The 23,370-nt window shown below is 67.9% G+C and carries 21 protein-coding genes, 1 tRNA gene and 1 pseudogene; 12 read left to right on the forward strand and 11 right to left on the reverse strand.

The genetic code is table 11. The annotated features are described in order from the left end of the window. Positions 1–17 precede the first annotated feature (17 nt). Positions 18–1,211 (reverse strand): kynureninase, encoded by a 1,194-nt coding sequence (gene kynU / locus HUU99_RS12940; RefSeq protein WP_174286994.1) that lies wholly within the window; start codon positions 1,209–1,211, stop codon positions 18–20. After that, a complete protein-coding gene (locus HUU99_RS12945) occupies positions 1,208–1,876 on the reverse strand; it encodes an arylesterase (protein WP_174287016.1) in 669 nt (222 codons plus the stop codon). The genes kynU and HUU99_RS12945 overlap by 4 nt, the downstream gene beginning before the upstream one ends. Here HUU99_RS12945 and HUU99_RS12950 point away from each other — a divergent pair. Both HUU99_RS12950 and HUU99_RS12955 read left to right on the forward strand, forming a co-directional pair. Further along, a complete protein-coding gene (locus HUU99_RS12950) occupies positions 1,870–2,589 on the forward strand; it encodes an ABC transporter ATP-binding protein (RefSeq protein WP_174286995.1) in 720 nt (239 codons plus the stop codon). The two genes, HUU99_RS12945 and HUU99_RS12950, sit on opposite strands and share 7 nt — an antisense overlap. Beyond that, complete coding sequence (locus tag HUU99_RS12955) at positions 2,586–5,075, forward strand: ABC transporter permease (protein WP_174286996.1); 2,490 nt, start codon at positions 2,586–2,588, stop codon at positions 5,073–5,075. Before HUU99_RS12950 ends, HUU99_RS12955 begins: the two co-directional genes overlap by 4 nt. Before the next feature lie 18 nt (positions 5,076–5,093). Here HUU99_RS12955 and HUU99_RS12960 read toward each other — a convergent pair whose 3' ends face one another. Then, positions 5,094–5,603, reverse strand: coding sequence for a DUF3833 family protein (locus HUU99_RS12960; protein WP_174286997.1), 510 nt, complete (start codon positions 5,601–5,603; stop codon positions 5,094–5,096). Between the two features lie 171 nt (positions 5,604–5,774). Between HUU99_RS12960 and HUU99_RS12965 the strand changes: the two genes are divergently transcribed. After that, a complete protein-coding gene (locus tag HUU99_RS12965; RefSeq protein WP_174286998.1) occupies positions 5,775–6,767 on the forward strand; it encodes an SDR family NAD(P)-dependent oxidoreductase in 993 nt (330 codons plus the stop codon). A 108-nt stretch (positions 6,768–6,875) separates the two neighbouring features. Here the strand turns inward: HUU99_RS12965 and HUU99_RS12970 are convergent, their stop codons facing one another. Beyond that, positions 6,876–7,997, reverse strand: a complete 1,122-nt coding sequence (locus HUU99_RS12970; RefSeq protein ID WP_217430827.1) for an NADP-dependent oxidoreductase — start codon at positions 7,995–7,997, stop codon at positions 6,876–6,878. Between the two features lie 148 nt (positions 7,998–8,145). Here HUU99_RS12970 and HUU99_RS12975 point away from each other — a divergent pair, with 148 nt between their 5' ends. Continuing rightward, positions 8,146–9,309, forward strand: coding sequence for a glycosyltransferase (locus HUU99_RS12975; protein ID WP_174286999.1), 1,164 nt, complete (start codon positions 8,146–8,148; stop codon positions 9,307–9,309). Here the strand turns inward: HUU99_RS12975 and HUU99_RS12980 are convergent. The 3 genes and pseudogenes from HUU99_RS12980 to HUU99_RS12990 all read right to left on the reverse strand — a co-directional run bounded on the left by HUU99_RS12980 (position 9,197) and on the right by HUU99_RS12990 (position 12,079). Next, on the reverse strand, positions 9,197–10,633 hold the full coding sequence (locus HUU99_RS12980) for an ArnT family glycosyltransferase (RefSeq protein ID WP_174287000.1): 1,437 nt from the start codon (positions 10,631–10,633) through the stop codon (positions 9,197–9,199). The genes HUU99_RS12975 and HUU99_RS12980 overlap by 113 nt on opposite strands. A 176-nt stretch (positions 10,634–10,809) precedes the next feature. Continuing rightward, a pseudogene (locus tag HUU99_RS12985) lies at positions 10,810–11,711 on the reverse strand (SDR family oxidoreductase). Positions 11,712–11,992: 281 nt separating this feature from the next. Next, positions 11,993–12,079: transfer RNA gene (locus tag HUU99_RS12990), tRNA-Leu, on the reverse strand. A 141-nt stretch (positions 12,080–12,220) separates the two neighbouring features. Here HUU99_RS12990 and HUU99_RS12995 point away from each other — a divergent pair. Next, positions 12,221–13,630, forward strand: coding sequence for an MATE family efflux transporter (locus tag HUU99_RS12995; protein ID WP_174287001.1), 1,410 nt, complete (start codon positions 12,221–12,223; stop codon positions 13,628–13,630). On the opposite strand, the gene HUU99_RS13000 is transcribed toward HUU99_RS12995, so the two are convergent. Then, positions 13,554–14,276, reverse strand: a complete 723-nt coding sequence (locus HUU99_RS13000; protein WP_174287002.1) for an MJ0042-type zinc finger domain-containing protein — start codon at positions 14,274–14,276, stop codon at positions 13,554–13,556. The two genes, HUU99_RS12995 and HUU99_RS13000, sit on opposite strands and share 77 nt — an antisense overlap. Before the next feature lie 169 nt (positions 14,277–14,445). Between HUU99_RS13000 and ftsE the strand changes: the two genes are divergently transcribed. The 4 genes from ftsE to HUU99_RS13020 are packed head-to-tail and all read left to right on the forward strand — an operon-like array spanning position 14,446 to position 17,259. After that, positions 14,446–15,153: a cell division ATP-binding protein FtsE gene (gene ftsE / locus HUU99_RS13005; RefSeq protein ID WP_174287003.1), complete on the forward strand. Its 708-nt coding sequence runs from the start codon at positions 14,446–14,448 to the stop codon at positions 15,151–15,153. Between the two features lie 5 nt (positions 15,154–15,158). After that, a complete protein-coding gene (locus HUU99_RS13010; RefSeq protein WP_174287004.1) occupies positions 15,159–16,046 on the forward strand; it encodes a cell division protein FtsX in 888 nt (295 codons plus the stop codon). Further along, positions 16,043–16,579: a YdcF family protein gene (locus HUU99_RS13015; RefSeq protein WP_174287005.1), complete on the forward strand. Its 537-nt coding sequence runs from the start codon at positions 16,043–16,045 to the stop codon at positions 16,577–16,579. The genes HUU99_RS13010 and HUU99_RS13015 overlap by 4 nt, the downstream gene beginning before the upstream one ends. After that, entirely contained in the window at positions 16,579–17,259 is a 681-nt protein-coding gene (locus tag HUU99_RS13020) for a lysophospholipid acyltransferase family protein (RefSeq protein ID WP_174287018.1), read from the forward strand. Before HUU99_RS13015 ends, HUU99_RS13020 begins: the two co-directional genes overlap by 1 nt. Before the next feature lie 156 nt (positions 17,260–17,415). Here HUU99_RS13020 and HUU99_RS13025 read toward each other — a convergent pair whose 3' ends face one another. Further along, the gene (locus tag HUU99_RS13025; RefSeq protein ID WP_174287006.1) at positions 17,416–18,324 is read right to left on the reverse strand and encodes a prephenate/arogenate dehydrogenase family protein; all 909 of its coding nucleotides are present in this window, start codon (positions 18,322–18,324) and stop codon (positions 17,416–17,418) included. Further along, positions 18,324–19,421, reverse strand: coding sequence for a histidinol-phosphate transaminase (gene hisC / locus HUU99_RS13030; RefSeq protein WP_174287007.1), 1,098 nt, complete (start codon positions 19,419–19,421; stop codon positions 18,324–18,326). The genes HUU99_RS13025 and hisC overlap by 1 nt, the downstream gene beginning before the upstream one ends. Before the next feature lie 188 nt (positions 19,422–19,609). Here hisC and metX point away from each other — a divergent pair, with 188 nt between their 5' ends. The 3 genes from metX to HUU99_RS13045 are packed head-to-tail and all read left to right on the forward strand — an operon-like array spanning position 19,610 to position 21,750. Beyond that, on the forward strand, positions 19,610–20,728 hold the full coding sequence (metX, locus tag HUU99_RS13035; protein WP_174287008.1) for a homoserine O-acetyltransferase MetX: 1,119 nt from the start codon (positions 19,610–19,612) through the stop codon (positions 20,726–20,728). Next, positions 20,725–21,312, forward strand: coding sequence for a methionine biosynthesis protein MetW (gene metW / locus HUU99_RS13040; protein WP_174287009.1), 588 nt, complete (start codon positions 20,725–20,727; stop codon positions 21,310–21,312). The genes metX and metW overlap by 4 nt, the downstream gene beginning before the upstream one ends. Positions 21,313–21,354: 42 nt before the next feature. Continuing rightward, a complete protein-coding gene (locus HUU99_RS13045) occupies positions 21,355–21,750 on the forward strand; it encodes a response regulator (protein ID WP_174287010.1) in 396 nt (131 codons plus the stop codon). 25 nt (positions 21,751–21,775) lie between these two features. Here HUU99_RS13045 and HUU99_RS13050 read toward each other — a convergent pair whose 3' ends face one another. Continuing rightward, positions 21,776–23,263, reverse strand: a complete 1,488-nt coding sequence (locus HUU99_RS13050; protein ID WP_174287011.1) for a sensor histidine kinase — start codon at positions 23,261–23,263, stop codon at positions 21,776–21,778. Positions 23,264–23,370 lie beyond the last annotated feature (107 nt).

Below are 23,370 nucleotides of genomic sequence, written 5' to 3' on the forward strand. Positions count from 1 at the left end.
CTGCGTATTCGCGCAGATCAGGTGACCGCGCCGCGCCGGCGACTGGCGGGGTCGTCCCACGACCGGCCGTCCGTCACCGACGCGATGATATCGATCGCGGCGTCAATCTCCGCCGCGCCGATATAGAGCGGGGTGATGCCGAAGCGCAGGATGTCGGGGGCGCGAAAATCGCCGATCAGCCCGCGCGCGATCAGCGCCTGCATGATCGCGTAGCCCTCCGCGTGGCGCAGCGAAACCTGGCTGCCCCGTATCGCGCCGTCGCGCGGGGAGGCGAGGGCGAGGTCGGGGCAGCGCGCCTCGATCCCGGCGATGAAGCGGGCCGACAGCGCCAGCGACGCGGCGCGGACATCGGCCATGTCGACCGAGTCCCATATATCGAGCGCGGCATCCAGGGCGGCGAGCGCCAGGATCGGCGGCGTGCCGACCCGCATCCGCTCGATCCCGCGCGCGGGCCGGTAATCGGAATCGAATGCGAAGGGTGCTTCGTGCCCCATCCACCCCGACAGCGCGGGGCGGACATGGTCGGCGAGGCGGGGGGCGACATATATGAAGGCGGGCGATCCGGGTCCGCCGTTCAGATATTTATACGTGCAGCCGACCGCGAAATCGACGTCGGCCACCACGACGTCGACGGGCAGCGCGCCCGCGGAATGCGCGAGATCCCAGATCACGACCGCACCGACAGCGCGCGCGCGCGCGGTGATCGCCCGCATGTCGTGCCGTCGCCCGGTACGATAATCGACCTCGGTCAGCATCACGGCCGCGACGCTGTCGTCGATCGCCGCCATCACCGCTTCGGGCGCGACGATCCGCAATGCGTGCCCGCGGTCGAGCGAGGCGATCAGCCCTTGCGCCATGTACAGGTCGGTCGGGAAATTGCCGCTGTCCGACAGGATCACGCGCCGGTCGGGCACGAGGTCGAGCGCCGCGGCGAGCGCCTGATAAACCTTTACCGACAGCGTATCGCCCATCACGACGCTGCCCGACGGTGCGCCGATCAGCCGACCGACCCGGTCGCCGACGCGGCCGGGCATCGCGATCCAGTCGGCATCGTTCCAGGCGCGGATCAGCAGCCCGCCCCACTCGTCCGCTAGCACCGCCTGCACCCGCGCCGCGACGCCGCGCGGCAACGGCCCGAGCGAATTGCCGTCGAGATAGATCACGTCTCCGGGCAGATCGAAGCGCGCGCGGGTGGCGGCGAAGTCGGTCATCGCGCAGGGACCTTCAGCGCGGCGCGCACCGCGGGCAGCATCCGCGCGACGATGATCGCGACGCCGCGCGCGTTGGGATGCAGTCCGTCCGCCTGGATCAAGGCGCGGTTCGCGGCGACCCCGTCGAGATAGAAGCGATAGAGCGGCAGGCGATGCGCCCTGGCGAGCGCGGGGTACATCGCATCGAAGCCGCGCGCATAGTCCGCCCCCATATTGGGTGCGGCGCGCATCCCGGCGATCAGCACGCGGATATGGCGGCGCTGCAATTCGGTCAGCACCGCATCCAGCTTCGCGCGCGCCTGCGCCACCGGCAGCCCGCGCAGCATGTCGTTCGCGCCCAGCTCGACGATGACGAGATCGGGCGGCGTGCCGAGGCCGCGCAGCCCCCAGGCGAGCCGCGCCTGCCCTTGCGCGACGGTATCCCCCGCCACCCCGCCGTTGCGAACGGTCGCCGCCACCCCCGCCCGGCGCAACGCGGCCTGCAACTGCGTCGGAAAACCCTGGTTGGGCGGCAGGCCGTAACCCGCCACCAGACTGTCGCCGAACGCCCAGACGACGGGCCGCGTCGGCGAAGCGACGGCCGGCGACGTGGCGAAGATCAGCAGCGTCAGCAACGCGCGGTGGACAGACCGGCCCCGGCATCCGTATCGCAGGCTATATGGCATCCGCACCGGCTTCTCCGACGATCGAACCGCCCGTGGCCGATCTGATCGACGTGCGCAATCTGTCGCTGTCGCTTGGCCGGGTTCCGGCACGCGTCGACATCCTGCGCGGGATCGACCTTCGCGTCGCCGGCGGCGAAAGTGTCGCGCTGCTCGGGCCGTCGGGGTCGGGCAAATCGTCGCTGATGGCGGTGCTGGCCGGGCTCGAGCGACCGAGCGGGGGCGATGTGCGTGTCGCCGGGCTGAACATCGGCACGCTCGGCGAGGATGCACTGGCGATCGCCCGGCGGGGGCGGATCGGGATCGTGCTGCAGGCCTTTCACTTGTTGCCGACGATGACCGCGCTGGAAAACGTCGCGGTGCCGCTGGAACTGGCGGGCGAGCGCGATGCGTTCGCGGGCGCGGCGGACGAACTCGCCGCGGTCGGGCTCGGCCACCGGACGGGGCATTACCCCGCGCAATTGTCGGGTGGCGAGCAGCAGCGCGTGGCGATCGCACGCGCACTCGTCGGCCGCCCCGCTTTGCTGTTCGCGGACGAACCGACGGGCAATCTCGACACCGTCACCGGTGCATCGATCATGGATCTGCTGTTCGCGCGCCATGCCGCGGCGGGAACGACCTTGTTCGTCATCACCCACGACCCGGTATTGGCGGCGCGGTGCGCGCGGGTCGTCGAGCTGGCGGACGGCCGAATCGTCTCCGACCGCCCAGCATGACGATCGCGCTTCGGCTGGCGGTGCGCGACCTCGGGCGCGGCGGGCGCGGGTTGTTGCTGCTCGCCTTGTGCCTGTTCCTCGGCACCGCCGCGCTGGCCGGGATCGGCAGCCTGTCCGCGAGCATGCTCGCCGCGCTCGACGCGCAGGGGCGGACGATTCTGGGCGGCGACGTCGAGCTGACCGTATCGCAGCGCAGCGCCACCGTCGCGGAGGCCGCCGCGTTCGCCGACGCGGGACGACTGTCCGAGACGATCGGCATGCGGGCGATGGCGGACCCGGGCGGTGGCCTGGCACCGACGCTGGTCAACCTGCGCGGCGTGGATTCGGCCTGGCCGCTGGTGGGGCGATTGCAACTCGCGCCCGGCGGACACCGGCCCCGCGGTCCGGAGATCGCGGTCGCGCAGGCGCTGGCCGACCGGCTGGCGCTTCGTATCGGCAGCCCGGTGCGCATCGGTGCGGCACGCTTCACGGTATCGGGGGTGATTGCGGACGAACCCGACCGGCTCGGTGCCGGATTCACGCTCGGGCCCTCGGTCATTCTCGACATGGACGGCCTGCAGGCGACGCAATTGGTCCAGCCCGGCAGCCTGTACGAGACCCGCTACCATCTCCTGCTGCCAGCGCACGGCGATCCGGATTCGGTTCGCGACCGGCTGATCGCGCGGTTCCCGGGTGCCGGATGGAACGGACGGACCAGCGCGCAGGCGGCGGGGGGACTGAAACGCGGGATCGCCCAGCTGGGACAGTTCCTGCTGCTCGTCGGCCTGGCCGCGCTGGCCATCGCAGGCGTCGGGGTGGCGAGCGGGGTGGCGGCGTATCTGGGCGCCAAGACGCGGATCATCGCGGCGCTGAAAGTGCTCGGCGCGGACAGCCGGACGATCGTGACGATGTTCCTCACGCAGCTGGCGCTGGTCGCCATGGTCGGGATCGGTGCCGGGGTCGCGGTCGGTGCGGCGGTGCCGTGGATCGTCGCGCGATCGGCGGGGGATGCCCTGCCGGTGCCGCCGCGGATCGCGCTCTACCCGGTACCGCTCGGCGTCGCGGTCGCGCTGTCGCTGATCGTCGCGCTGCTGTCCGCCCTGCCGGCGCTCGCCCGCGCCCGGCAGGTACCCGCCGCGACGCTGCTGCGCGATACGCTGGCACCGCGCACGCTGCCTTCGATACGCGTGCTCGCGGGCATCGCCGGGTTGCTGGTCTTGCTCGTCGCGCTGTCGGTGCTGACCGCGTCGGATCGACCGCTGGCGCTCGGGTTCGTCGCTGGGACCGCGGCGACGATCCTCGCTTTGTGGCTGGCCGGACTGGCGATCCGCGCCGTTGCCGCGCGGCTCCCTCGGCCGCGGCGGCCGCTGTTGCGGCTCGCCATCGCCAATCTGCACCGGCCCGGCGCGCAGACTGACCGGCTGGTGGTGGCGCTGGGGCTCGGCTTTTCGCTGTTCGTCGGGCTCGCGACGATCGACACCAGCGTCTCCGCCGAACTGCAGCACACCGCCCCCGCCACCGCGCCGCGCTTCTTCGCGATCGACCTGCAACCCGACGATGCGGCGCGCTTCCGTACCGTCGTGGCCGCCGCCGCGCCGGGGGCGCGGATCGAGGCGGTGCCGTCGCTGCGCGGATCGATCGTCGCGCTGAAGGGCGTACGCATCGCCGATATGAAGACGCTGCCGCCCGGGGCCTGGGTGCTTCGCGGCGACCGGACGCTGACCTGGTCGGCGACCGTGCCCCCGCGCAATATCGTCGTGGCGGGGCGGTGGTGGCGCGCGGATTACCGCGGCCCGCCGCTCGTTTCGATCGAGGACCGAACCGCGGAGGCGCTCGGCCTGCACGTCGGCGACCAGGTCACCATATCCGTCCTGGGCGTCGATGTCCCCGCGCGGATCGCGGCGTTGCGCAAGATCGACTGGGGTGGGCTGGGGCTCAACTTCGCGGTCGTCTTCTCGCCCGGCTATATCGAGGAGGCACCGCATGGCCTCCTCGCCAGCGTCTATGCCGCCCCGGCGCGCGACGAGGCGATCGCGCGGAAGGTCGCCGCCACGCTGCCGTCGGTGACCCTGGTACGCGTCGGCGACGTGATCGGGCAGATCGGCGAATTGCTGGGGAAGATCGCCTTGGCGATCCGGGCGGCGGGGGCGGTGACGGTCGCGGCCGGCATCGCGGTGCTGGTCGGCGCGGTCGCCGCGTCGGGACGTACGCGACGCTATGACGCGACGATCCTCAAGCTGCTCGGCGGCAGCGGCGCGCAGGTGCTGGCGGCGCAGGCGATCGAATATGCCCTGCTGTCGCTGATCCTCGTCGCGGTCGCGCTGGCGGTCGGGTGCGGGGCGGGCTGGTATGTCGTCACCCATGTGTTCCAGCTTGCCTGGGCCCCCGATTGGGACGTCGTCGCGCTGACGCTGGCGGCTGCGACGATCGTAACGATGGGGATCGGCCTGCTCGGCAGCCTGACCGCGCTGCGCGCGCGACCCGCCACGGTTCTGCGCGCGCTCTAGATCGCGAGCGCCAGCCGATCAGCGTCGGGAAATCGTCTCGTTGAGCGCGGCGATCCGGATGCCGAGCTTGCGGACGACCAGATGGTTCGTCGCGACCTGTCCGCCGGGCTTGAGGAACAGCCATTGCTCGATCCGGAGGCCGCCCTTCGCGGCATAGGCGATGTGCAGCGCGTTGCCGTGCGACTCCACGTGCACGGGGCCCACAGCGTCGCTCAACGTGCCGGTGTAGCGATCGCCGCCGATCGGCCGGATGTGCCAGGTGCGCAAGCGTTCGGGCTTTTCGCCCTCGCGCACATGCTGGACCAATGTCAGCGTCCCGTCGGCCGCGATCTGCCCATGCCCGACGACGTGGACCGGACGGACATGCAGCAGGTCGATCTTGAGCGATCCCTCGCCGACCGTGTCGCCACCGAAAAAAGCGATCGGCGAAAAAACCGGGCTGTTCGCCACCTCGTGCCGGTACGACGGCGTCGCGGCGCACGCCGATAGCATCGGCAAGGTCAGTAGGAAGCCCGCATAGGCGCGCATGTATCGGGCGTCTCCATTACGAGCCAAGGGCTCGGCCTTGTGACGATATGACCGTTTCGACAAGTGGCTTGGCCCCTACTTGGGCACGTCTTGCCCGACCGCATCCTGCGTCTGCTCGCAACCGTACCCGCTGCGGATCGTTCATCGCGCAGATCAGCATAGGACGTGACCATGACGGACGAAGTGAAGGCACAGGGGCGACGCGACGTCCTGATCGGCGCGGCGGCTCTTGCCGGCCTTGGTTCGGCGGCCGGCGCAGCAGCGCAGGTTCCCGCCGATCCGCGCAGCGCAGGGCCGATCACGCCCGGCCGGGACACCAAACTCGCAGGCAAGGTCGCGTTCGTGACCGGCGCGGCGCGGGGCATCGGCCGGGCGATCGCGGTAGAGCTCGCCGCGAACGGCGCGGACGTCGCGATCTTCGACATCGCCGGCTTCGTCAGCCCGGCGTCGAATGCGAAACCGGCTACCCCGGCCGATCTGGCCGAAACGAAGCGTCAGATCGAGTCAGCGGGCCGTCGATGCATCGCGATCCAGGGTGATATCCGCAAGCTCCCCGAACTCCGGCACGCGCACGACCGCGTGCTGAAGGAACTCGGCCGGATCGATATCGTCGTTGCCGATGCGGCGATCCAGCGCTGGAAGGATCTCCTCGAAATGGAGGACAGCGACTGGTACGACGTGATCGACAACAACGTGAACGGCACCGCCAATACCGTGCGCGCCTTTGCGAGGACGCTCTGCGACCAGGGCAGCGGGCGCTTCATCCTGCTTTCATCGATGCAGGGCAAGCATGGCACTTCGGGGGCGTCGTCCTATTCGGCGTCGAAGCACGCCATCATCGGCCTGATGAAATCCGCCGCCGAGGAGTTCGGCAAATACGGCGTCACGGTGAACTGCATCCTGCCCGGGCTCGTCGACACCGCCCTGACACGGTATCCGGCGCGCTGGAGTCACGTGATCGGCGAAACGCAGGAGAACCCGCCGAAGAACCCGACCGAGGCGGAAACGTGGAACAATCGCGCGCCGCGCGTGCCGCTGCGGGTGGCGTGGCTGAAGGCGGAGGACATCTCGCCGATGGCGGTGTTCCTTGCATCGGACGCGAGCGCGATGTGCTCCGGGGCGAACTTCGAGGTGACCGGGGGCGACAGCGCGCAGGACGTGTGACCGGGCCCGGTCGCGTTGATATCCGGGCGGACCCGCCCGGCTTCGCGCCAAGCCGCCGGCACCGGTCTGGGCGTCTACCCGCCCATCGAACGCGACCGTGCGCGGAATTCACATGGTGAGAACGATCTTCCCGCCCCCGCCTTTCTCGAGCAGTTCATGAGCAAGGCCCGCATCCCGCAGGGGCATGTATCTGCTGATCGGCAGGACGAAGCTGCCGTCGCGGACGTCGTCGGCAAACGCGCGAAGCTTGGACGGATCGGGCTGCGCGAACACGCGGCTCATCTCTACCGACGCGCCTCTCGCGGCGTCTTCCGGAACCACCGATGCATAGCCGAACCGGCCACCAACCCTGACCTTGCCGATCAGCTTCGCCGCGATGTCTCCGCCGACCGTATCTGCGACGCCGTCGACGGCGTCGAGCCGCGCAAGGGCGTCGTCGTCGTCGAGAGCCACGGTGGAATGAGCGCCCAGGCTCTCGGCGTCCGCCAGCTGTCGTGCTCGGACCCCGACGATCACGGTCGCACCGAGCTTCTTTGCGGTGTGCACCGCGGCGCGGCCCACGCTGCCGAGCGCGCCGCTTACGAGAATGGTCTGACCTGCCGCCGCTCGCGTTGCGATCCGGACGAGCTGATCGCCTGTCAACGAAACCAGCGGGATTGCGGCGGCGTCGACCGGATCGACCCCGTCGGGGAGGTGAGCCACCACGGCCTCGGGTACCGCCACGAGCTGAGCGTAGGTCGCGTCGGCCATCGCGATCACCCGATCGCCGGGCTTGAAGGTTCGGACCTCGCTTCCGACCGTCAGCACGGTGCCGCTCACGTCCCTTCCGAGAATGGCCGGCAGCCTCAGCGGGAAATCCTTCTGTCGGGTGCCGGAGCGAAGTTTCCAGTCGATCGGATTCACGCTGGTCGCGACCGATCCGATGAGCACCGTGTCGGGACCGATTGCGGGGTCAGGCACATCATCCTCGTACCGCAGGGTCTCGGGGCCGCCGTACTGATGAATCCGAACCGCTCTCATTCCATTCCTCCGATTGTCCTCGGCGCGCGATATCTGCGCGCGAATGTGTCGAGGCGCTATGAAACGCGTCGTGGCGGTCGCGCTAACCGTTTGCGGCCCAACCGTTATCAGCTGGCGCGCTTCGATCAATAGCGCTTCACCGACGATTATTGTACGCCGAAGACGAAACGAAACAGCCGCTTTCATCTTACGCCAATTGCGCAGGCTCAAGGCCTTCGACATAGCGCGTCTTTGCGGAAGACAATCCTGCCGCGGCCACTCCTGATACCAAGCAGCCCGCGATCGCTGCGCTCACATAGGCGACGTTATGTCTCGGGCTCCTGCTCAGCGTATCCTGATCTGCTTTCATGATTTCCCCATGGGCGGTACGGAGCGGATCGCGATCGGGCTCGCTAAGGCATGGGTCGAGGCGGGGCGTGATGTGACGATCATTTGCGGCACCGAGGCAGGGCCACAGCGCGCGTCCGTGGATGGTCGCATAAAGGTGGTGCAGCTCGATCCGCCGATCATGCGCAGTCCGCTCTCGCGGTTCAGGCTGGGGCACGAGATGGGGAAGATGCTTGCCGCCCTCGCGCCGGATGTCATCTTTCTGCCGGGGAACTTCCACCTGTTTCTCGCGAATAATCTGCGGAAAGCCGATCCTTATCCGGCCATCGTGCTCAAAGTGTCCAATCCGCCTTTACCGCGTGGTTTCGGCGCGCCGGTCGCCCGCACGATCTTCCGACGGTTTGCGCGCGGGGTGGATGCGCTGGCACCGATGAACGCTGGGCTGACGACGGTGCTTCGCGAACTGCTGCCCGACAAGATAATAACAGCCCTAAATGATCCGATATTCGTCAACGCGAACGTTCCGCAGCGTCGCGCGCGTGCCCGCGGGGTGCCGCACAGCATCTTATGGGCGGGGCGGCTTGAGCCGCAAAAGGATGTGCCGCTGGCGCTCGAAACCCTGAAGGCCCTTCTCCGGCATACCCCTGCCCACCTCACATTGCTGGGAGACGGCACGCTCCATTCGGACACCACGAACCACATTGCGCGTCTCGGTCTCGAGGCACATGTCACGCGCACCGGTCATGTCGCCCGGATCGAGCCATTCATGGCGGAGGCGGATGCGCTACTCATCACCTCGCATTATGAAGGGGGGCCGGCGGTGGCGGCCGAGGCGTTGGCGCTCGGCGTACCGGTGGTGAGTACCGATTGCTCGTCATTCCTGCACGATATCCTGACCCGGCCGTACGCTGGGGAAATCGTGGAATCACGCAATCCGGATGATCTGGCGCGCGCGTTGTACGTAACGATACAGCGCGGCCGCCCGCCTCCCGCCACGCTTGCCGCGTTGGTCGCGCATCTGGAGCCGCGTGCCTGCGCACGGGCTTATCTCGACTGGTTCGACGCGATCGTAACGCAGCGCGCTATTTCAGCCGATAGACAAGCCGATCGCGCACCGCACCGGTGCGATAGCGCAACGCGAGCCGATAATCCTTCGCCAGCGCCGCCTGAACCAGCGCGTGGGTGGCAAGGTTGACACCGGCATAGGCCGGTGTGTCGGTGACGATCACTTCGGGGTGTGTGGCCAATATCCGCGTCTCTTCTGCCACCGGATCAATCCCGAGCGCCGCCGGAAAGGCCTCGTCTTGCGTATTGAGGTGGCCGGGGAAAGCCCAGCGCGTCGGCAAACAGGAGTGGGTGAGCATATAGAGGGCGGGGTAACCATCATAGACATAGATACAGCCATGCGTGGGGCGCGCTGCCGACGCGATGGCGCGCGCCGCCGCATTACCGCCCTTGAGAAATTCGACCCGCGCCAGCACGACTTGGGCCGCGATGAACAGCAGGCCCATGATAATCAGGGCATAAAGCTTCGCGCGCTTTGCCGCTGCGAAAAACGGTGCGGCGGCAAGTGTCGCGGGTACCAGAATGGGCATCCCGTAATGGGAGGTTCCGTAGGAGCCCATGACCATGACGCCCAAGATCGATGCGAAGATCCACACGCAGACAAAGCGCGTGGAAGCATCTCGCCGCCAGCACGGCCAGCTTAGCAACAGCAGCGGCAGCAGGATCAATATTATCTCGCCGGAACCATAGATTTGGTTCCCGACGTGCTTGCCGAACATCGAAAAAAAATTAGCGAAGACGAATTGCTGCAGCGCGCCGATGTGCCAATACCATGCCGCCGCCAAAATCGTCGGTAACAGGGCACAGCCTATCCATAGCAAGGCGGCGAGCATCAGTACGCCCACGCGCTTGTGTACGAGCCAATGCGTCCAAAGCAGGGCACATCCGAAAAAGATTCCTTCGAACACCACGGTATATTTGATCTGCAGCGCGACGCCGACCAGCAGCATCGTCTCGACGCCCCGTCGCAGGACATGCCGTCGTGTTTCGAATGCGCGCCATGCGATCAGTCCTGCAGCGATCATCGGCAGGTTGAAAAACACCTCCGATTGCCCGCCCTCGCCCTCCATGAAGTTGAGCCAGAAAATATACAAGCACGCTACGACAATGGCCGAGAACGGCGTACTGATCCGAAGTGCCCCGCAATAAACGAGATAGGCCGTTGCGACGACGAATCCCAAAGCAACGAGCTTATATTGGAAAAACCCATCGCCACCGATTCCATCCGCGACCGCATAGATCAGAAATAGTCCAATTGGCTTACGATCGAAAATGTCGACATAGGGCACCATACCGTGCCACATCCCGTCACCGACCAGCAGATAGAATTGTTCATCGAAGCCGATCACCGGATTGCCGAAGGTTTGCCCGCGCACCAGCACCGCCAGCAGCAACAGACCGAAGACGATCAAAAATTCGGATGCATTTTTCGACGCAACGACGCGCTTTTTCATGAATTGGCATTCGCGCCGGTTGAGCAGAAATTAGGGATCATGATTCATACCGACCCGAGGATGACACCTGATTGAACAGCTTCGACCAGAAGCGCCCGGCGTTTCCTATCCGCATTTCCCGTTCGGACGCTCGTTTCATGTCGGCCGGCATCGGCGACGACCTCCCCTCAGAAGCATCAGGCGTGGGCGAGCGCCGAATAGTCCATCGCGGCGAGGTCGGCGAGCAGATCGGGGCCGGCCGGCTCCCACCCCAGCCGCGCTCGGGTCCAGGCGTTCGACGCGGTCATGTCGAGCGCCGCGAACGGTGCCATCCAGCCGAAATAGCGCTCGACCTCGTCGGCCGCGACCGAGCGGACCGGCAGCCCCGTGCCCTTTCCGATCGCCTCGGCGATGGCGCGTGCGGTAACGCCCTCCTCGACCGACGCATGGTATCGCGCGCCCGGCTCGCCCTTCTCCAGTGCCAGGACGTAGAGCTTCGCGACGTCGCCGATGTGCGCCGCGGACCAGCGCATCCGCCCTCGCCGAGATACGCCACCGCCCCGGCACGGCGCGCCTCGGCGACCAGCGGCGTGATCAGCCCGGCCCTGGCGGTATCGTGAACCTGCGGCAACCGGATCGTGCGCACGTCGATGCGACGCGCGATCAGCGCCGCGCCGGCGAGCTCGGTCGCGATGCGCGGATTGGCGTGGCGCGGGTTGAGCACGTCCTCGGTCGCGGGGCCACCGTTCAGCGGCGTGCCGATGCCGACGCCCGAGGTGATGAGGATCGGCTTCTGCGTCCCCGCGAGCGCGTCGCCCATTGCGGCGATGTTGCGTTCGTCCTTTTTCGTGTTCTCGAAGAAGGTCTCGAAATTATGATCGAACGCGCAGTGGATCACCGCATCCGCCGCCGCTGCGCCGCTGGCGAGCGTCTCGGGTTGTTCCAGATCGCCGCGGTAGACTTCCACACCCGCCGCCTCGAGCTGCCGGGCACCGGCGTCGGAGCGGGTCAGGCCGAGCACCTGATGGCCGCGACCCAGTAGCTCGGGAATGACGTCCGAGCCGACGAAGCCGGTCGCGCCGGTCAGGAACACGCGCATGAAAAATCTCCTACTCGCCGAGGCCGCATTTCGCGACGCGTTCGTATATTTTAAAGTAGCGACGCTATCACGGTATGATATTCAACAGGATCGATCATGGCCAGCGGAGCGCCCAATCAGCTCGGTGCCTATTCGCGTGATCGCCGCACCCGGCTCGTTCATGGACAAATTAATGCTCGCGCCGGACATCGTTACGATCAGCAGATCGATCAAGCCGCGCAGGATCGCCGCCAGCGGGGATCCCGACTATCAAACGCAACGGTGCCTCTCCTGCTCGGGAGTGGTGCGGCCGAGAAGACTCGAACTTCCACGTCCTTTCGGACACAACGACCTCAACGTTGCGCGTCTACCAATTCCGCCACGGCCGCACGTGATACAACCGCCGGCGCGAACGCCCCGCGGCAGGTAGGCGAGCGCCCGTAGCAAAGCGCATCGGCGGCTGCAACGCCAATCGGTCCCGCAACCGGCAGGGCTATCCGCCACCGCCCATGCAGGCTAGCGCCCCCGCGATGCCGACGACCGATCCATGCGACACGACCGGTCCCGCGCCCGGCGAAGTGCGGCGGATCGCGAGCTTGGCCTGGCCGGTGATCCTGACCAGCCTGAACTGGACGATCCTGCACGTGACCGATGTCGTGGTCGTGGGACTGGTCGGGGCGCACCAGGTCGCAGCGCTCGGTGCCAGTCGGTCGCTGACCTTCGTCGGCATCGTCACGGGGCTTGCCTGGCTGTCGGGCGTGCTGGTGACGGCGGCACGCGCGGATGGTGCCGGCGACCGCGTCGCCACCGGCGCAGCGCTGCGCGACGGCTTGGCGCTCGGCCTGGGGCTCGGGATCGCGGCCGCGCTGCTGCTGTGGTTCGAAGCGGCACCGATGCTTCGGGGGTTGGGCGTCGCAGCGGCGCTGATCGATCCCGCCGCTGCGGTCGTGCGCGTGATGGCGGTCGCCTATCCGTTCCAGCTGCTGATCGTCGCCGCGAGTTTTTTCCTGGAAGGCGTGTCGCGGCCGCGGCGCGTGGCGGCGGTGAACATGGCGATCCTGCCGCTCAACGCGCTCCTTGCCTGGGCGTGGTCGGGCGGGCATCTCGGATTTGCGGGACATGGCGCGGTGGGTGCCGCGAGCGCGACCGTCGTGGCCTCGATCATCGGCGCGGTCGTCATGGTCGCGAGCGCGTTGCTGCTGCCCGATCCCCATGCGCGCGGCTTGCGGACGTGGCGCGTGACGATCGCCGGGGCAGTGGCGCTTGGACGGTTCGGAATCGTACCGGCCCTCGCATCGGGGCTCGAACTCGGCGGCTTTTCGATCCTGATCGCACTGTCGACGCGGTTCGGGGACGATACCGCGCACGCGTTCCAGATCGTGTTCGCGGTCCATAACGTCACCTACGGCATCGCGATCGGGCTCGGGTCGGCGGCCGGCGTGCGCGTCGGCAACGCGATCGGCGAGGGACAGCCGGTCGCGGCGATCGCGCGGACGCGGATCGCACTGGCGCTGGCGGTTGGGCTGCTCGGCGGTGCGGCGCTGCTGCTCGGGTTCGGGGCGCGGACGATCGTCCGGGGTTTTCCGGCGGCGGATGCGGTTCATGCCATCGCGGGGTCGATGCTGTCTTTATGGGCACCGTTCATCCTGTTCGACGGCGCGCAGGTCGTGCTGGTCTATGCGCTTCGCTCGCTCGGCGATCAGGTTGCAGCGGGGATCAACAGCATTATCGCCTATTTCGTCGTGACGGGCGGGCTCGGCTGGCTGCTGGTCATGCACGGCGCGGCGTCGATGGCATTGGTATGGGCATCCGCGGCGGGGATGGTCGCGGCGGCGATGCTTCACACCGGTCGCTTCGTCGTGGTCAGCGCGCGGCTTCGCCGGCAAAACTCAGTTCCAGCCGCTTCGAATTCGCCGGCACATCCAGTTTCGCCGAATTGAAATCGATCGTCGCCCCCGCCGACAGCGATCGCTGCTGCGGCGTGATCGTCCAGCTATAGACGAGCTTGCCTTGCGCATCGCGCAGTTCGGCGCGGATGTCGGGAACGCGCTGCATCGCCCCCGACGGGTTCACCACCTGGCCGCTGACCGCGAACAGTTCGGACCCGTTTTCCAGTTGCCGCCGCTCGATCGGGTTGTCCTTCAGCTTCAGCGGCGATTCGTCGGACGCGATCGACAACCCGAGCCGCCCCGCGATCCCCGGCGCGCCGAGCCAGACGATCGCTGCCACCGCGACCAGCATCGCCAGCCCGGCGGCGGCGGCGATATAGGTCCAGCGGCGCGCCATGTTGCGCCGCGGGCGAAAGGGCGGTTGCGGCGCGAAGGCGTCATAGCTTGCCGGTTCGACATAGGGTTCGACGAAGACGGGCGGCGCTACGGGATCGGCGACCGCTGCGACGATCGCATCGCCGGCGGTGGCGACCGGCGGCGTTCGCAATGGCGGCGGCGGCGGCGCGGGATCGGGGGTGGGCGGATCCTGGAACCAGCTATGCCGGCAATTGGCGCAGCGCACCGTCCGCCCCGACGGCCCGATCGCGCTGTCGGGGACGAGATAGCGGGTCGTGCATTCGGGGCATTCGAGGATCATGCGGACGCTTCACTTCAGGTCGCCGGAACGCGTCCTTTACCGACGAATCTAAGCACGTCGCCGCATGTCGTGGCAAGCTTGAAGCGGCGCGACGATCCGTGCGAAAGCATCATGGTCCCTCCCGGGCCAGAGAGGCCGCAGACACCCTTCGCATGACGAATCCGATCACATGACGAACATCGTGCAGTTCGAGAATGTGGGCCTTCGCTACGGCACGGGGGCCGAGACGCTGTCGGACGTCAGCTTCAGCCTCGGCAGCGGCGCATTCTATTTCCTGACGGGGGCCAGCGGTGCCGGCAAGACGTCGCTGCTGAAGCTGCTGTACCTCGCGCAGCGGCCGAGCCGCGGGATCATCCGCCTGTTCGGCGAGGATGCCGTCATGTTGTCGCGCGCGCGGCTGCCGGGGTTTCGCCGGCGCATCGGCGTCGTGTTCCAGGATTTCCGGCTGGTCCCGCATCTGTCCGCGCACGACAATATCGCGCTGCCGCTGCACGTCGCCGGGGTCTCCGAAGCGGAAATCCGGCAGCCGGTGCGCGAGATGCTCGCCTGGGTGGGCCTGGCCGAACGCGCGAACGCCCGCCCCGCCACGCTGTCGGGCGGCGAGCAGCAACGCGTGGCGATCGCGCGCGCGGTGATCGGCCGACCCGAAATCCTGGTCGCGGACGAGCCAACCGGCAATGTCGACCCCGACATGGCGGAGCGGCTGCTGCATCTGTTCGATTCGCTGAACAAGCTTGGCACGACGATCGTCGTCGCGACTCACGACCTGCATCTGCTCAGCCGGATCCCCGGGGCGCAGATGATGCGGCTCGATCATGGGCGTCTGCTCGATCCGACCGGTTCGCTGCGCTATCCGCCGGCACCGCGCCAGGCCTGACGGGAATGGCCCGCCCCCGCCATGACGGTGCCCGCGCGCGCCGCGTGCTCGACGAGGCGGGCGGCTTCGGGGCGATGACTTGGGTCATGGCGATCATGCTGTTCCTGACCATCCTGTCCGCCGCGCTCGGGCTCGGGACGGGACATGCGACGCGGTCGCTCGACCGACAGCTGAGCGGACGGCTGACCGTGCAGATCGTGGTCGGCGATCCGGTGCGGCGCGACGCGCTGGCGGCACGAGCGCTGGCGACGCTTCGCCGCGTGCCCGGTGTCGTACACGCCGTCCCCGTTCCACGCGCCGAACTGGAACGGCTGCTGGCCCCCTGGCTCGGGGGCGATGCGGCCGATCCCGCGCTGCCGGTGCCGGCGATGATCGATGTCGATCTGGCGGGCGACGGCGATGCCGCGCGCGTCGCCGCCGCGATGGCGGCGGTCGATCCGGCGATACGGGTCGACCGGCACGAAGCGTGGATGTCCCCGGTCAGCGGGTTCATGACGACGATGACGTTCCTCGCCGCGGCGCTCGTCGTGTTGATGGCGGTGGCGACGGGGGCGGTGGTGCTGCTCGCGGCGCGTGCGGGGCTGGAGACGCACCGCGAGACGATCTCCGTCATGCACATGCTCGGATCGACCGATGTCCAGGTCGCGCGGCTGTTCCAGCGGCGGATCGCGCTGGATGCTGCGATCGGCGGCGCGATCGGCGCGGTCGCCGCCTTTGCCGTCGTCCTGTTCCTGGGCTTACGGCTGCAGGCGCTCGGGTCGGAATTGCTCGGCGGGGTGACGCTCGGTGCCGGCGACTGGATATTGCTCGCGCTGCTGCCGCCGTTCTTCGTCCTGCTGGCGATGCTGGCGGCGCGCACTGCGGTCCTCGGCACGCTGAGGCGGGTTCTGTGATCACCCGCCTCCTCGCGATCCTCGCCATCGCCTGGGCGTTCGGCTTCGTCGTCTTCATGCTGACGATGCCCGGACCGCTCGGGGGATCGACCACCGATGCGATCGTCGTGCCGACCGGCGCGGCGGGCCGGATCGACCGCGGGATCGACCTGCTGCGGCACCGCCAGGCGAAGCGGATGCTGGTGACGGGCGTCGCGCCGGGGGTCGATGCGGCGGTGCTGGCGAAGGAATATCGTGCGCCGCCGTCGCTGTTCCGATGCTGCATCGATCTCGGCGACGAAGCGGTCGACACCCGATCGAACGCGGAGGAGACGGTCGGCTGGGTGCGAAGCCATCGTTATGCCTCGGTCCGGCTGGTGACGTCGGACTGGCATTTGCCGCGCGCGCGCATGGAACTGGCGGCGGCGCTCGGCAAGGACGTGGTGATCCTGGGCGACGGGGTGCCCGGCAATCCGCGCCTCACGACGTTGGTCAGCGAATATGACAAGCTGCTGCTGCGCCGCGTCGCCCTGTGGCTGGGGATGAGGTCGTGATCGCATGGGTGCGCACGATCCTGTTCCGGGTCGTGTTCTACGGCGGTTCGGTGCCGATCGTCGGCACCGTGCCGATCACCGCCTTGTTCGGCCAGCGCGCGATCATCGCGCATGCCGCGGTCTGGACCGGGTTCCACCGCTGGGCGACGCGAACCCTGCTCGGCATCCATATCCGGATCGAGGGAGAACGACCGGTCGAACCCGCCTTCTACGTCTGCAAGCACCAGGCGATGTTCGAGACGGTCGAGCTGCAGATCATCCTTCACGGCCCGGCGATCGTGCTGAAGCGCGAATTGACGAAGGTCCCCATCTGGGGCTGGGCGGCTAAACGCTACGGCGCGATCGTCGCGGACCGCGACGCCAACGCCGCCGCGCTGCGGTCGATGATGCGCGAGGCGACGGTGGCGCGGGAAGCCGGACGATCGATCCTGATCTTTCCCGAGGGAACGCGCGTCGCGCCGGGCGATCGACCGCCGCTAAAGGCCGGATTCGCGGGATTGTACCGGATGCTCGGCATGCCGACGGTGCCGATCGCCTGCGACAGCGCCCGGGTCTGGCCGCGGCACGGCGCGAAGCGGGCGGGGGTGGTGACGTTCCGCTTCGGCGACGTCATCCCGCCGGGGTTGCCGCGCGCGGAAATCGAGGCGCGGGTGCATGCGGCGATCAATATTCTGGATTGAGGCAGTATGGGCTCGCACGAAGACGCGAAGGCGCAAAGGAAGGAAGCAGTCCTCATTGCCCCACCAGGCATCGGTTGAAGATCACGCCACCTCTTCGTGTCTTTGCGTCTTCGTGCGAACCAATCTTCTTCGTCTTCCGATCGAACGCGGCCCCGTTCAGTCGTGCGTCCGCCCGAAATCGGGCGCGGCATCGTCCTGACCCTGTTCGACGATCGACCGCCGTACCGCGCGGGTGCGGGTGAACAGGTCGAACAGTTCGTCGCCCTTGCCCCAGCGGATCGCGCGCTGCAGCTGCGACAGGTCCTCGCTGAAGCGCTGCAGCATCTCCAGCACCGCCTCGCGATTGGTCAGGAACACGTCGCGCCACATCGTCGGGTCGGATGCGGCGATGCGGGTGAAGTCGCGAAAGCCGCCCGCGGAATATTTGATGACCTCGCCCTGCGTCACCTCCTCCAGATCGCTCGCGGTGCCGACGATCGTATAGGCGATGAGGTGCGGCAAATGGCTGGTGATCGCGAGCACCCGGTCGTGATGCTCGGCCGCCATGATTTCGACCTCGGCCCCCAGCCGCGTCCAGAATGCACGGACCCGCTCGGTCGCCGCCTCGGGCGTCTGCGTGGCCGGGGTCAGGATGCACCAGCGCCCCTTGAACAGCGTGGCGAACCCCGCCTCGGGTCCGCTGCGCTCGGTCCCGGCGACCGGGTGCGCCGGGACGATCGTCGCGCCCGGCAGCGCGGCGGCGAGCGCGCGCGCGACCTCCGCCTTGCAGCTGCCGACATCGCTGACGATCGCGTCCGCCGGCAAGTCGGCCGCGAATTCGCCCGCGACCGCCCCCATCGCGCCCACCGGCACGCACAGGATCACCAGATCGGCGTCGATCACCGCCGTCCCCGCACTGTCGGCGACATCGTCGACCAGCGCCATCCGGGCGACGGTGGCACGCACGTCGGTGTCGGCGTCGTACCCCGTCAGCCGCACCGTCGGCATGGTCGCCCGCACCCCGCGCGCGATCGACGATCCGATCAGCCCCAGCCCGAGGATCGTGACCCGGGCGAACGGCAGCATCAGGCCTTCGCCGCTTCCGCGCGCAGGACGTCGACGACGGCGCGCATCTCGTCCGCGCGGCCGATCGTGATCCGCAAGGCGTGGGGCAACCCCTGCCCGGGCAGCCAGCGAGTCGCATAGCCCGCCGCCATCAAAGCCCGGTAGGCGGTCTCCGCGGTCAGCGATCCCTCGAACAGGACGAGCAGGAAATTGGCCTTGCTCGGCACCACGCGCAGCCCGGCATTGCCGAGGCCGGCGACCTGGTCGCCGAACCACGCCCGCCATTCGTCGTTGTGACGGCGGCTGTCGGCGACGAAATCGTCCGCGTCGAGCGCCGCGATCGCCGCGCGCTGCGCCCCGATCGAGAACGCGAAGGGCGCGCGGATCCGGTGCATCGCGTCGATGATCGCGGGCGCGCCGTAGCCCCAGCCGACGCGTTCCGACGCCAGCCCGAAGATCTTCGAGAACGTTCGCGTCACCAGGACATTGGCCTCGGTGCGCGCAAGGTCTAGGCCGCCATCGTCGTCGCCGGGGCCAAGATATTCGGTATAGGCCTGGTCCAGTACCAGCAGCACGGATTGGGGCAAGCCGGCATGAAGCCGCGCGATGTCCGCCTTGGCGGTATAGGTGCCGGTCGGGTTGTTGGGGTTCGCCACGAACACCACGCGCGTCCGCTCGGTCACCGCGGCCAGGATCGCATCGACGTCGGTCGCATAGTCGCGGTCGGACGCGATGACCGGCGTCGCGCCGACCCGCCGCGTCGCGATCTCGTAGACCGAAAAACCGTAGCGGACATGGATGATCTCGTCCCCCGCCCCCGCGAACGCGCCCGCGGCGAGGTGGAGCACCTCGTCCGATCCGGTGCCGTAGACGATCCGGTCCGCCTCGATCCCGTAATGCGCGGCGAGCTTCGCGCGCAGGTCGACCGCACCGGCATCGGGATAGCGCTCCAGATCGTCCGCCGCCGACCGGTAGGCCTCGCGTGCTGTGGGGGCTGTGCCGAGCGGGTTCTCGTTCGACGACAATTTGACGATCGTGCGGCCGTCGTCGGTGGTCGATCGACCGGGAACATAGGGCGCGATGCCCATGATCCAGGGTTTCGGGGCGGGGGCGTTCATGCGCGGGCTGTACGCGGTCGGCGCTTGCGTTGACAAGCGGAGGTCTTGGGCTGTCCTCACCCTTCCCACGGCCTACGGCCGCGGGCCCCTTCCCGCTCCCAACGGGAGGGGAGAGACGCCGAAGCGGCGAAGGGTGAGGGCAGCAGGAAGCAGTTCCAACGGGGGACTTCTCGCACTAGACGAACGCCATGCAAGACGACCCCCGTTTCGGCCTGTCGCGCCAGGTGACGCTGCCCGGGCCGCTGGCGCTCGACGGCGGCGGCCTGCTGGCACCGGTCGCGATCGCGTACGAGACCTATGGCGCGCTCGACGCCGATGCGTCGAACGCCATCCTGGTCTGTCACGCGCTGACCGGCGACCAGCATCTGGCGAGCGTCCATCCGCGCACCGGCAAGTCCGGCTGGTGGGCACGGATGGTCGGGCCGGGCAAGCCGATCGATACCGACCGCCATCTGGTGGTGTGCGCGAACGTGCTCGGCAGCTGCATGGGCTCGTCGGGCCCCGCCTCGATCGATCCGGCGACAGGCCGGGCTTACGCCATGGCCTTCCCCGTCATCACGATCCGCGACATGGTCCGCACGCAGGCGATGCTGATGGATCATCTCGGCATCGATCGTCTGGCGGCGGTCGTCGGCGGATCGATGGGCGGGATGCAGGTGCTGGTTTGGGCCGCGACCTATCCGGACCGGGTCCGCGCCGCCGTCGTGATCGCCGCCACCGCGCGCCACACCGCGCAGAACATCGCGTTCCACGAGGTCGGCCGCCAGGCCATCATGGCGGACCCCAGATGGGCAGGCGGCGCATATCATGAAACCGGCGACGCACCCGCCGCCGGGCTGTCGGTCGCGCGGATGGCGGCGCACATCACCTATCTGTCCGAAGCCGGGCTGACCGAGAAATTCGGTCGCCGGCTGCAGGCGCGCGATCAGAAATCCTTCGGGTTCGACGCCGATTTCCAGGTCGAAAGCTATCTGCGCCACCAGGGGATCGCGTTCGTCGATCGGTTCGACGCCAACAGCTATCTCTACATTACGCGAGCCATGGACTATTTCGATCTCGCCGAAGAGCATGGCGGCATGCTGGCCAACGCGTTCCGGGGAACGGCCACGCGATTCTGCCTCGTCAGCTTCGACACCGACTGGCTCTACCCCACGACCGAATCGCGGATCATCGTCCAGGCGCTGAACGCGGCGGGCGCGCGCGCGAGCTTCGTCGAACTGTCGAGCCCGTTCGGGCACGACGCCTTCCTGCTCGATTCCCCCGAACTCGACCGGGTGGTGGGCGGTTTCCTGCGGGCGGCGGCATGAATCTTCGCCCCGACCTCGCCGTCATCGCAGACCACGTGATACCCGGCACGCGCGTGCTGGATGTCGGATGCGGCGACGGCGCGCTGATGGCCGCGCTTCGGGATCGGGCGGGGGTCGATGCGCGCGGGCTGGAGATCGATGCGGGCAACGTCGCCGCCGCGGTCGCGCGCGGATTGTCGGTCGTGCAGGGCGATGCCGATATCGATCTGGCGGGCTATCCCAATCGCAGCTTCGACTATGCGATCCTCAGCCAGACGCTGCAGACCGCGCGCGGGCCGGACAAGGTGCTCGACGAACTGCTCCGCATCGGCACCCGCGCGTTTGTGTCCTTTCCCAATTTCGCGCATTGGCGGGTACGGCTGTCGCTGTTGTGGGGCGGGCGCATGCCGGTCACGCCGCTGCTGCCCGAACGCTGGTACGATACGCCCAATATCCATCACGTCACGATCGACGATTTCCGCGCCTTCGTCGCCGAACGCGGCATCGGCGTGGAGCGCGCCTGGTTCCTGTCGCGTGGCAAGCAAACCACATCGGCCGCCGCCAATGTCCTGGCGGAACATGCGGTATTCCTGCTTCGGAACTAAATCCCGGACGAAAGGTTGCTATGGGTTAATATCGGAAACACTATGACCAGAACTGCGCTCATCGTCGAGGACGAGATTTTCGTCGCCATGGATCTGGAACGGATCCTGACCGATGCCGGCTATAGCGTCGCCGGAATCGCGGCAGATCACGACAGCGCGATAAAGGTCGCGCCGGGCTGCGAATTCGCGTTCGTCGACGTTAACCTGCGCGATGGTCCGACCGGCCCCGCCATCGCGCAAAGGATCGCGCGGGATTACGGCATCAAGGTCGTGTTCGTGACCGCAAATCCGGCGCAGATCGGCGACGCGCCCGAAGCGCTCGGATATATCCGCAAACCCTTCAGCGATGCCGCGATCCTGGCGGCCGCGCAATTGGCGGCCGACGGTGTACCGACTCCGCACCGCGACGTCGTCCTGCCGCTGCCCGCTAGGGGCTGACGATACGCCGGTTCCGATCGGCCGGTTATGCGCGTCGGAACGAGGAAATCGGCGTCTCGATCGTCAGACACAGGCCCTGGGCTTTCCACGCGCGCGTCACCTGCCCGCCCATTTGGCGCACCGCGCTCATCTCGATCAACCGGCTGCCGAACCCCGCCTTGTCCGGGATGCGATCGATCATCGGACCACCCGTCTCCTGCCAGCGGATGGCTACGCGGTCGTCGATCGTCTCGATCGCGACCAGCACCCGGCCATTCTGGTCGGACAGCGCGCCATATTTGGTCGCATTGGTCGCCAGTTCGTGGAACAGCAGCGCGAGCGGTGTGGCGGAACGATCGTCCACCGCCACGTCCTGCCCCTCGACCGCGATCCGCGGTATCGAACCCTGCTGATACGGTTCGAACAATTCGCCCAGCAGCGCCTTCAGGCTGTCCTGCGGCACATCGGGCCGCGACTGCGCGCTGTGCGGCCGGACGAAATCGTGCGCCCGGCCGAGCGCGGTGATCCGCTGGCGCAGATCGACCGCAGCCGGCGCGAATTCCGGCCGGGCGCGCGCGGCGAAGCCGATCAGCCCGGCGATGACGGCGAAGATATTCTTGATCCGGTGCGACAATTCCTGGCTGATGATCTCGCGCTCCTCCAGCGCCAGTTTCTGCGCATGGATATCGGTGCACGTCCCGAACCACCGCGTGATCGCACCGCGTTCGTCGCGGACGGGCAGGGCCCGGCCCAGCACCCAGCGATAGGTGCCGTCGAAATGCCGCAACCGGTATTCGATCTGATAGGGGTCGCCGGTCGCCAGCGAATGACGCCATACCGCCCACGCGCGGTCCTGATCTTCGGCGTGGAACATGCCGTTCCAGCCTTCGCCATCGGTGGAGCCTGCGGGGACGCCGGTGAATTCGTACCAGCGCGCATTGTAGTAATCGTGGAAGCCGTCGGGCAGCGTCGACCATACCATCTGCGGCATCGTGTCCGCCAACGTGCGGAAGCGCAGCTCGCTTTCTTCCGCCGCGCGGGCAGTGCGGTGCTGCTCCAGCCGCGCCATCGTCGCAGCGGCCAGCACCTCCAGACCGCGTCGCTGAAATGCGGTGAGGCCGGTCCGGGGCCGGACATCGAGGACGCAGACCGCCCCCAGCGGCACGCCGCCGCGGTCGACGAGCGGCGCGCCGGCGTAGAACCGCAGATGCGGTTCGCCGGTGACGAGCGCATTGTCGGCGAAGCGCGCGTCGCGCGTCGCGTCCGCCACTTCCATGATTGCGCCCGCCGTCATCGCATGCGCGCAAAAGGACAAGGATCGCGGCGTTTCCAGCAGCTCGGTCCCGACCCGGCCGAGGAAGGACTGGCGCTCGTCCTCCACCAGACTGACCAGCGCGACGGGCGTATCGCACAATTCCGCCGCGAACGCGGCGAGATCGTCGAATGCCCCGGCGTCGCGAAGCGACAACGCGTCATAGGACCCCACCACCTGCGACCGCTCGTCGGGATCGCGTAGCAGCGCGTCGACCGTCATATCGTCAGTCTGCGGAACGTTCGCCGGCACCCGGGCGCAGCGCGATCGTCAGAAAGGAACGTCGTCGTCGAGATCGTCCGCGAAACCACCACCTTGACCGAACCCGC

This window comes from Sphingomonas bacterium (genome assembly GCF_903642285.1).
Lineage (GTDB): Bacteria > Pseudomonadota > Alphaproteobacteria > Sphingomonadales > Sphingomonadaceae > Sphingomonas.

What these genes read in the sequence shown, in the direction of transcription:
- kynU (WP_174286994.1), bottom strand. Translation starts at nt 1,211, where the DNA reads ATGACCGACTTCGCCGCCACCCGCGCGCGCTTCGATCTGCCCGGAGAC.
- HUU99_RS12950 (WP_174286995.1), top strand. Translation starts at nt 1,870, where the DNA reads ATGGCATCCGCACCGGCTTCTCCGACGATCGAACCGCCCGTGGCCGAT.
- HUU99_RS12945 (WP_174287016.1), bottom strand. Translation starts at nt 1,876, where the DNA reads ATGCCATATAGCCTGCGATACGGATGCCGGGGCCGGTCTGTCCACCGC.
- HUU99_RS12955 (WP_174286996.1), top strand. Translation starts at nt 2,586, where the DNA reads ATGACGATCGCGCTTCGGCTGGCGGTGCGCGACCTCGGGCGCGGCGGG.
- HUU99_RS12960 (WP_174286997.1), bottom strand. Translation starts at nt 5,603, where the DNA reads ATGCGCGCCTATGCGGGCTTCCTACTGACCTTGCCGATGCTATCGGCG.
- HUU99_RS12965 (WP_174286998.1), top strand. Translation starts at nt 5,775, where the DNA reads ATGACGGACGAAGTGAAGGCACAGGGGCGACGCGACGTCCTGATCGGC.
- HUU99_RS12975 (WP_174286999.1), top strand. Translation starts at nt 8,146, where the DNA reads ATGGGCGGTACGGAGCGGATCGCGATCGGGCTCGCTAAGGCATGGGTC.
- HUU99_RS12980 (WP_174287000.1), bottom strand. Translation starts at nt 10,633, where the DNA reads ATGAAAAAGCGCGTCGTTGCGTCGAAAAATGCATCCGAATTTTTGATC.
- HUU99_RS12995 (WP_174287001.1), top strand. Translation starts at nt 12,221, where the DNA reads ATGCCGACGACCGATCCATGCGACACGACCGGTCCCGCGCCCGGCGAA.
- HUU99_RS13000 (WP_174287002.1), bottom strand. Translation starts at nt 14,276, where the DNA reads ATGATCCTCGAATGCCCCGAATGCACGACCCGCTATCTCGTCCCCGAC.
- ftsE (WP_174287003.1), top strand. Translation starts at nt 14,446, where the DNA reads ATGACGAACATCGTGCAGTTCGAGAATGTGGGCCTTCGCTACGGCACG.
- HUU99_RS13010 (WP_174287004.1), top strand. Translation starts at nt 15,159, where the DNA reads ATGGCCCGCCCCCGCCATGACGGTGCCCGCGCGCGCCGCGTGCTCGAC.
- HUU99_RS13025 (WP_174287006.1), bottom strand. Translation starts at nt 18,324, where the DNA reads ATGCTGCCGTTCGCCCGGGTCACGATCCTCGGGCTGGGGCTGATCGGA.
- hisC (WP_174287007.1), bottom strand. Translation starts at nt 19,421, where the DNA reads ATGAACGCCCCCGCCCCGAAACCCTGGATCATGGGCATCGCGCCCTAT.
- metX (WP_174287008.1), top strand. Translation starts at nt 19,610, where the DNA reads ATGCAAGACGACCCCCGTTTCGGCCTGTCGCGCCAGGTGACGCTGCCC.
- metW (WP_174287009.1), top strand. Translation starts at nt 20,725, where the DNA reads ATGAATCTTCGCCCCGACCTCGCCGTCATCGCAGACCACGTGATACCC.
- HUU99_RS13045 (WP_174287010.1), top strand. Translation starts at nt 21,355, where the DNA reads ATGACCAGAACTGCGCTCATCGTCGAGGACGAGATTTTCGTCGCCATG.
- HUU99_RS13050 (WP_174287011.1), bottom strand. Translation starts at nt 23,263, where the DNA reads ATGACGGTCGACGCGCTGCTACGCGATCCCGACGAGCGGTCGCAGGTG.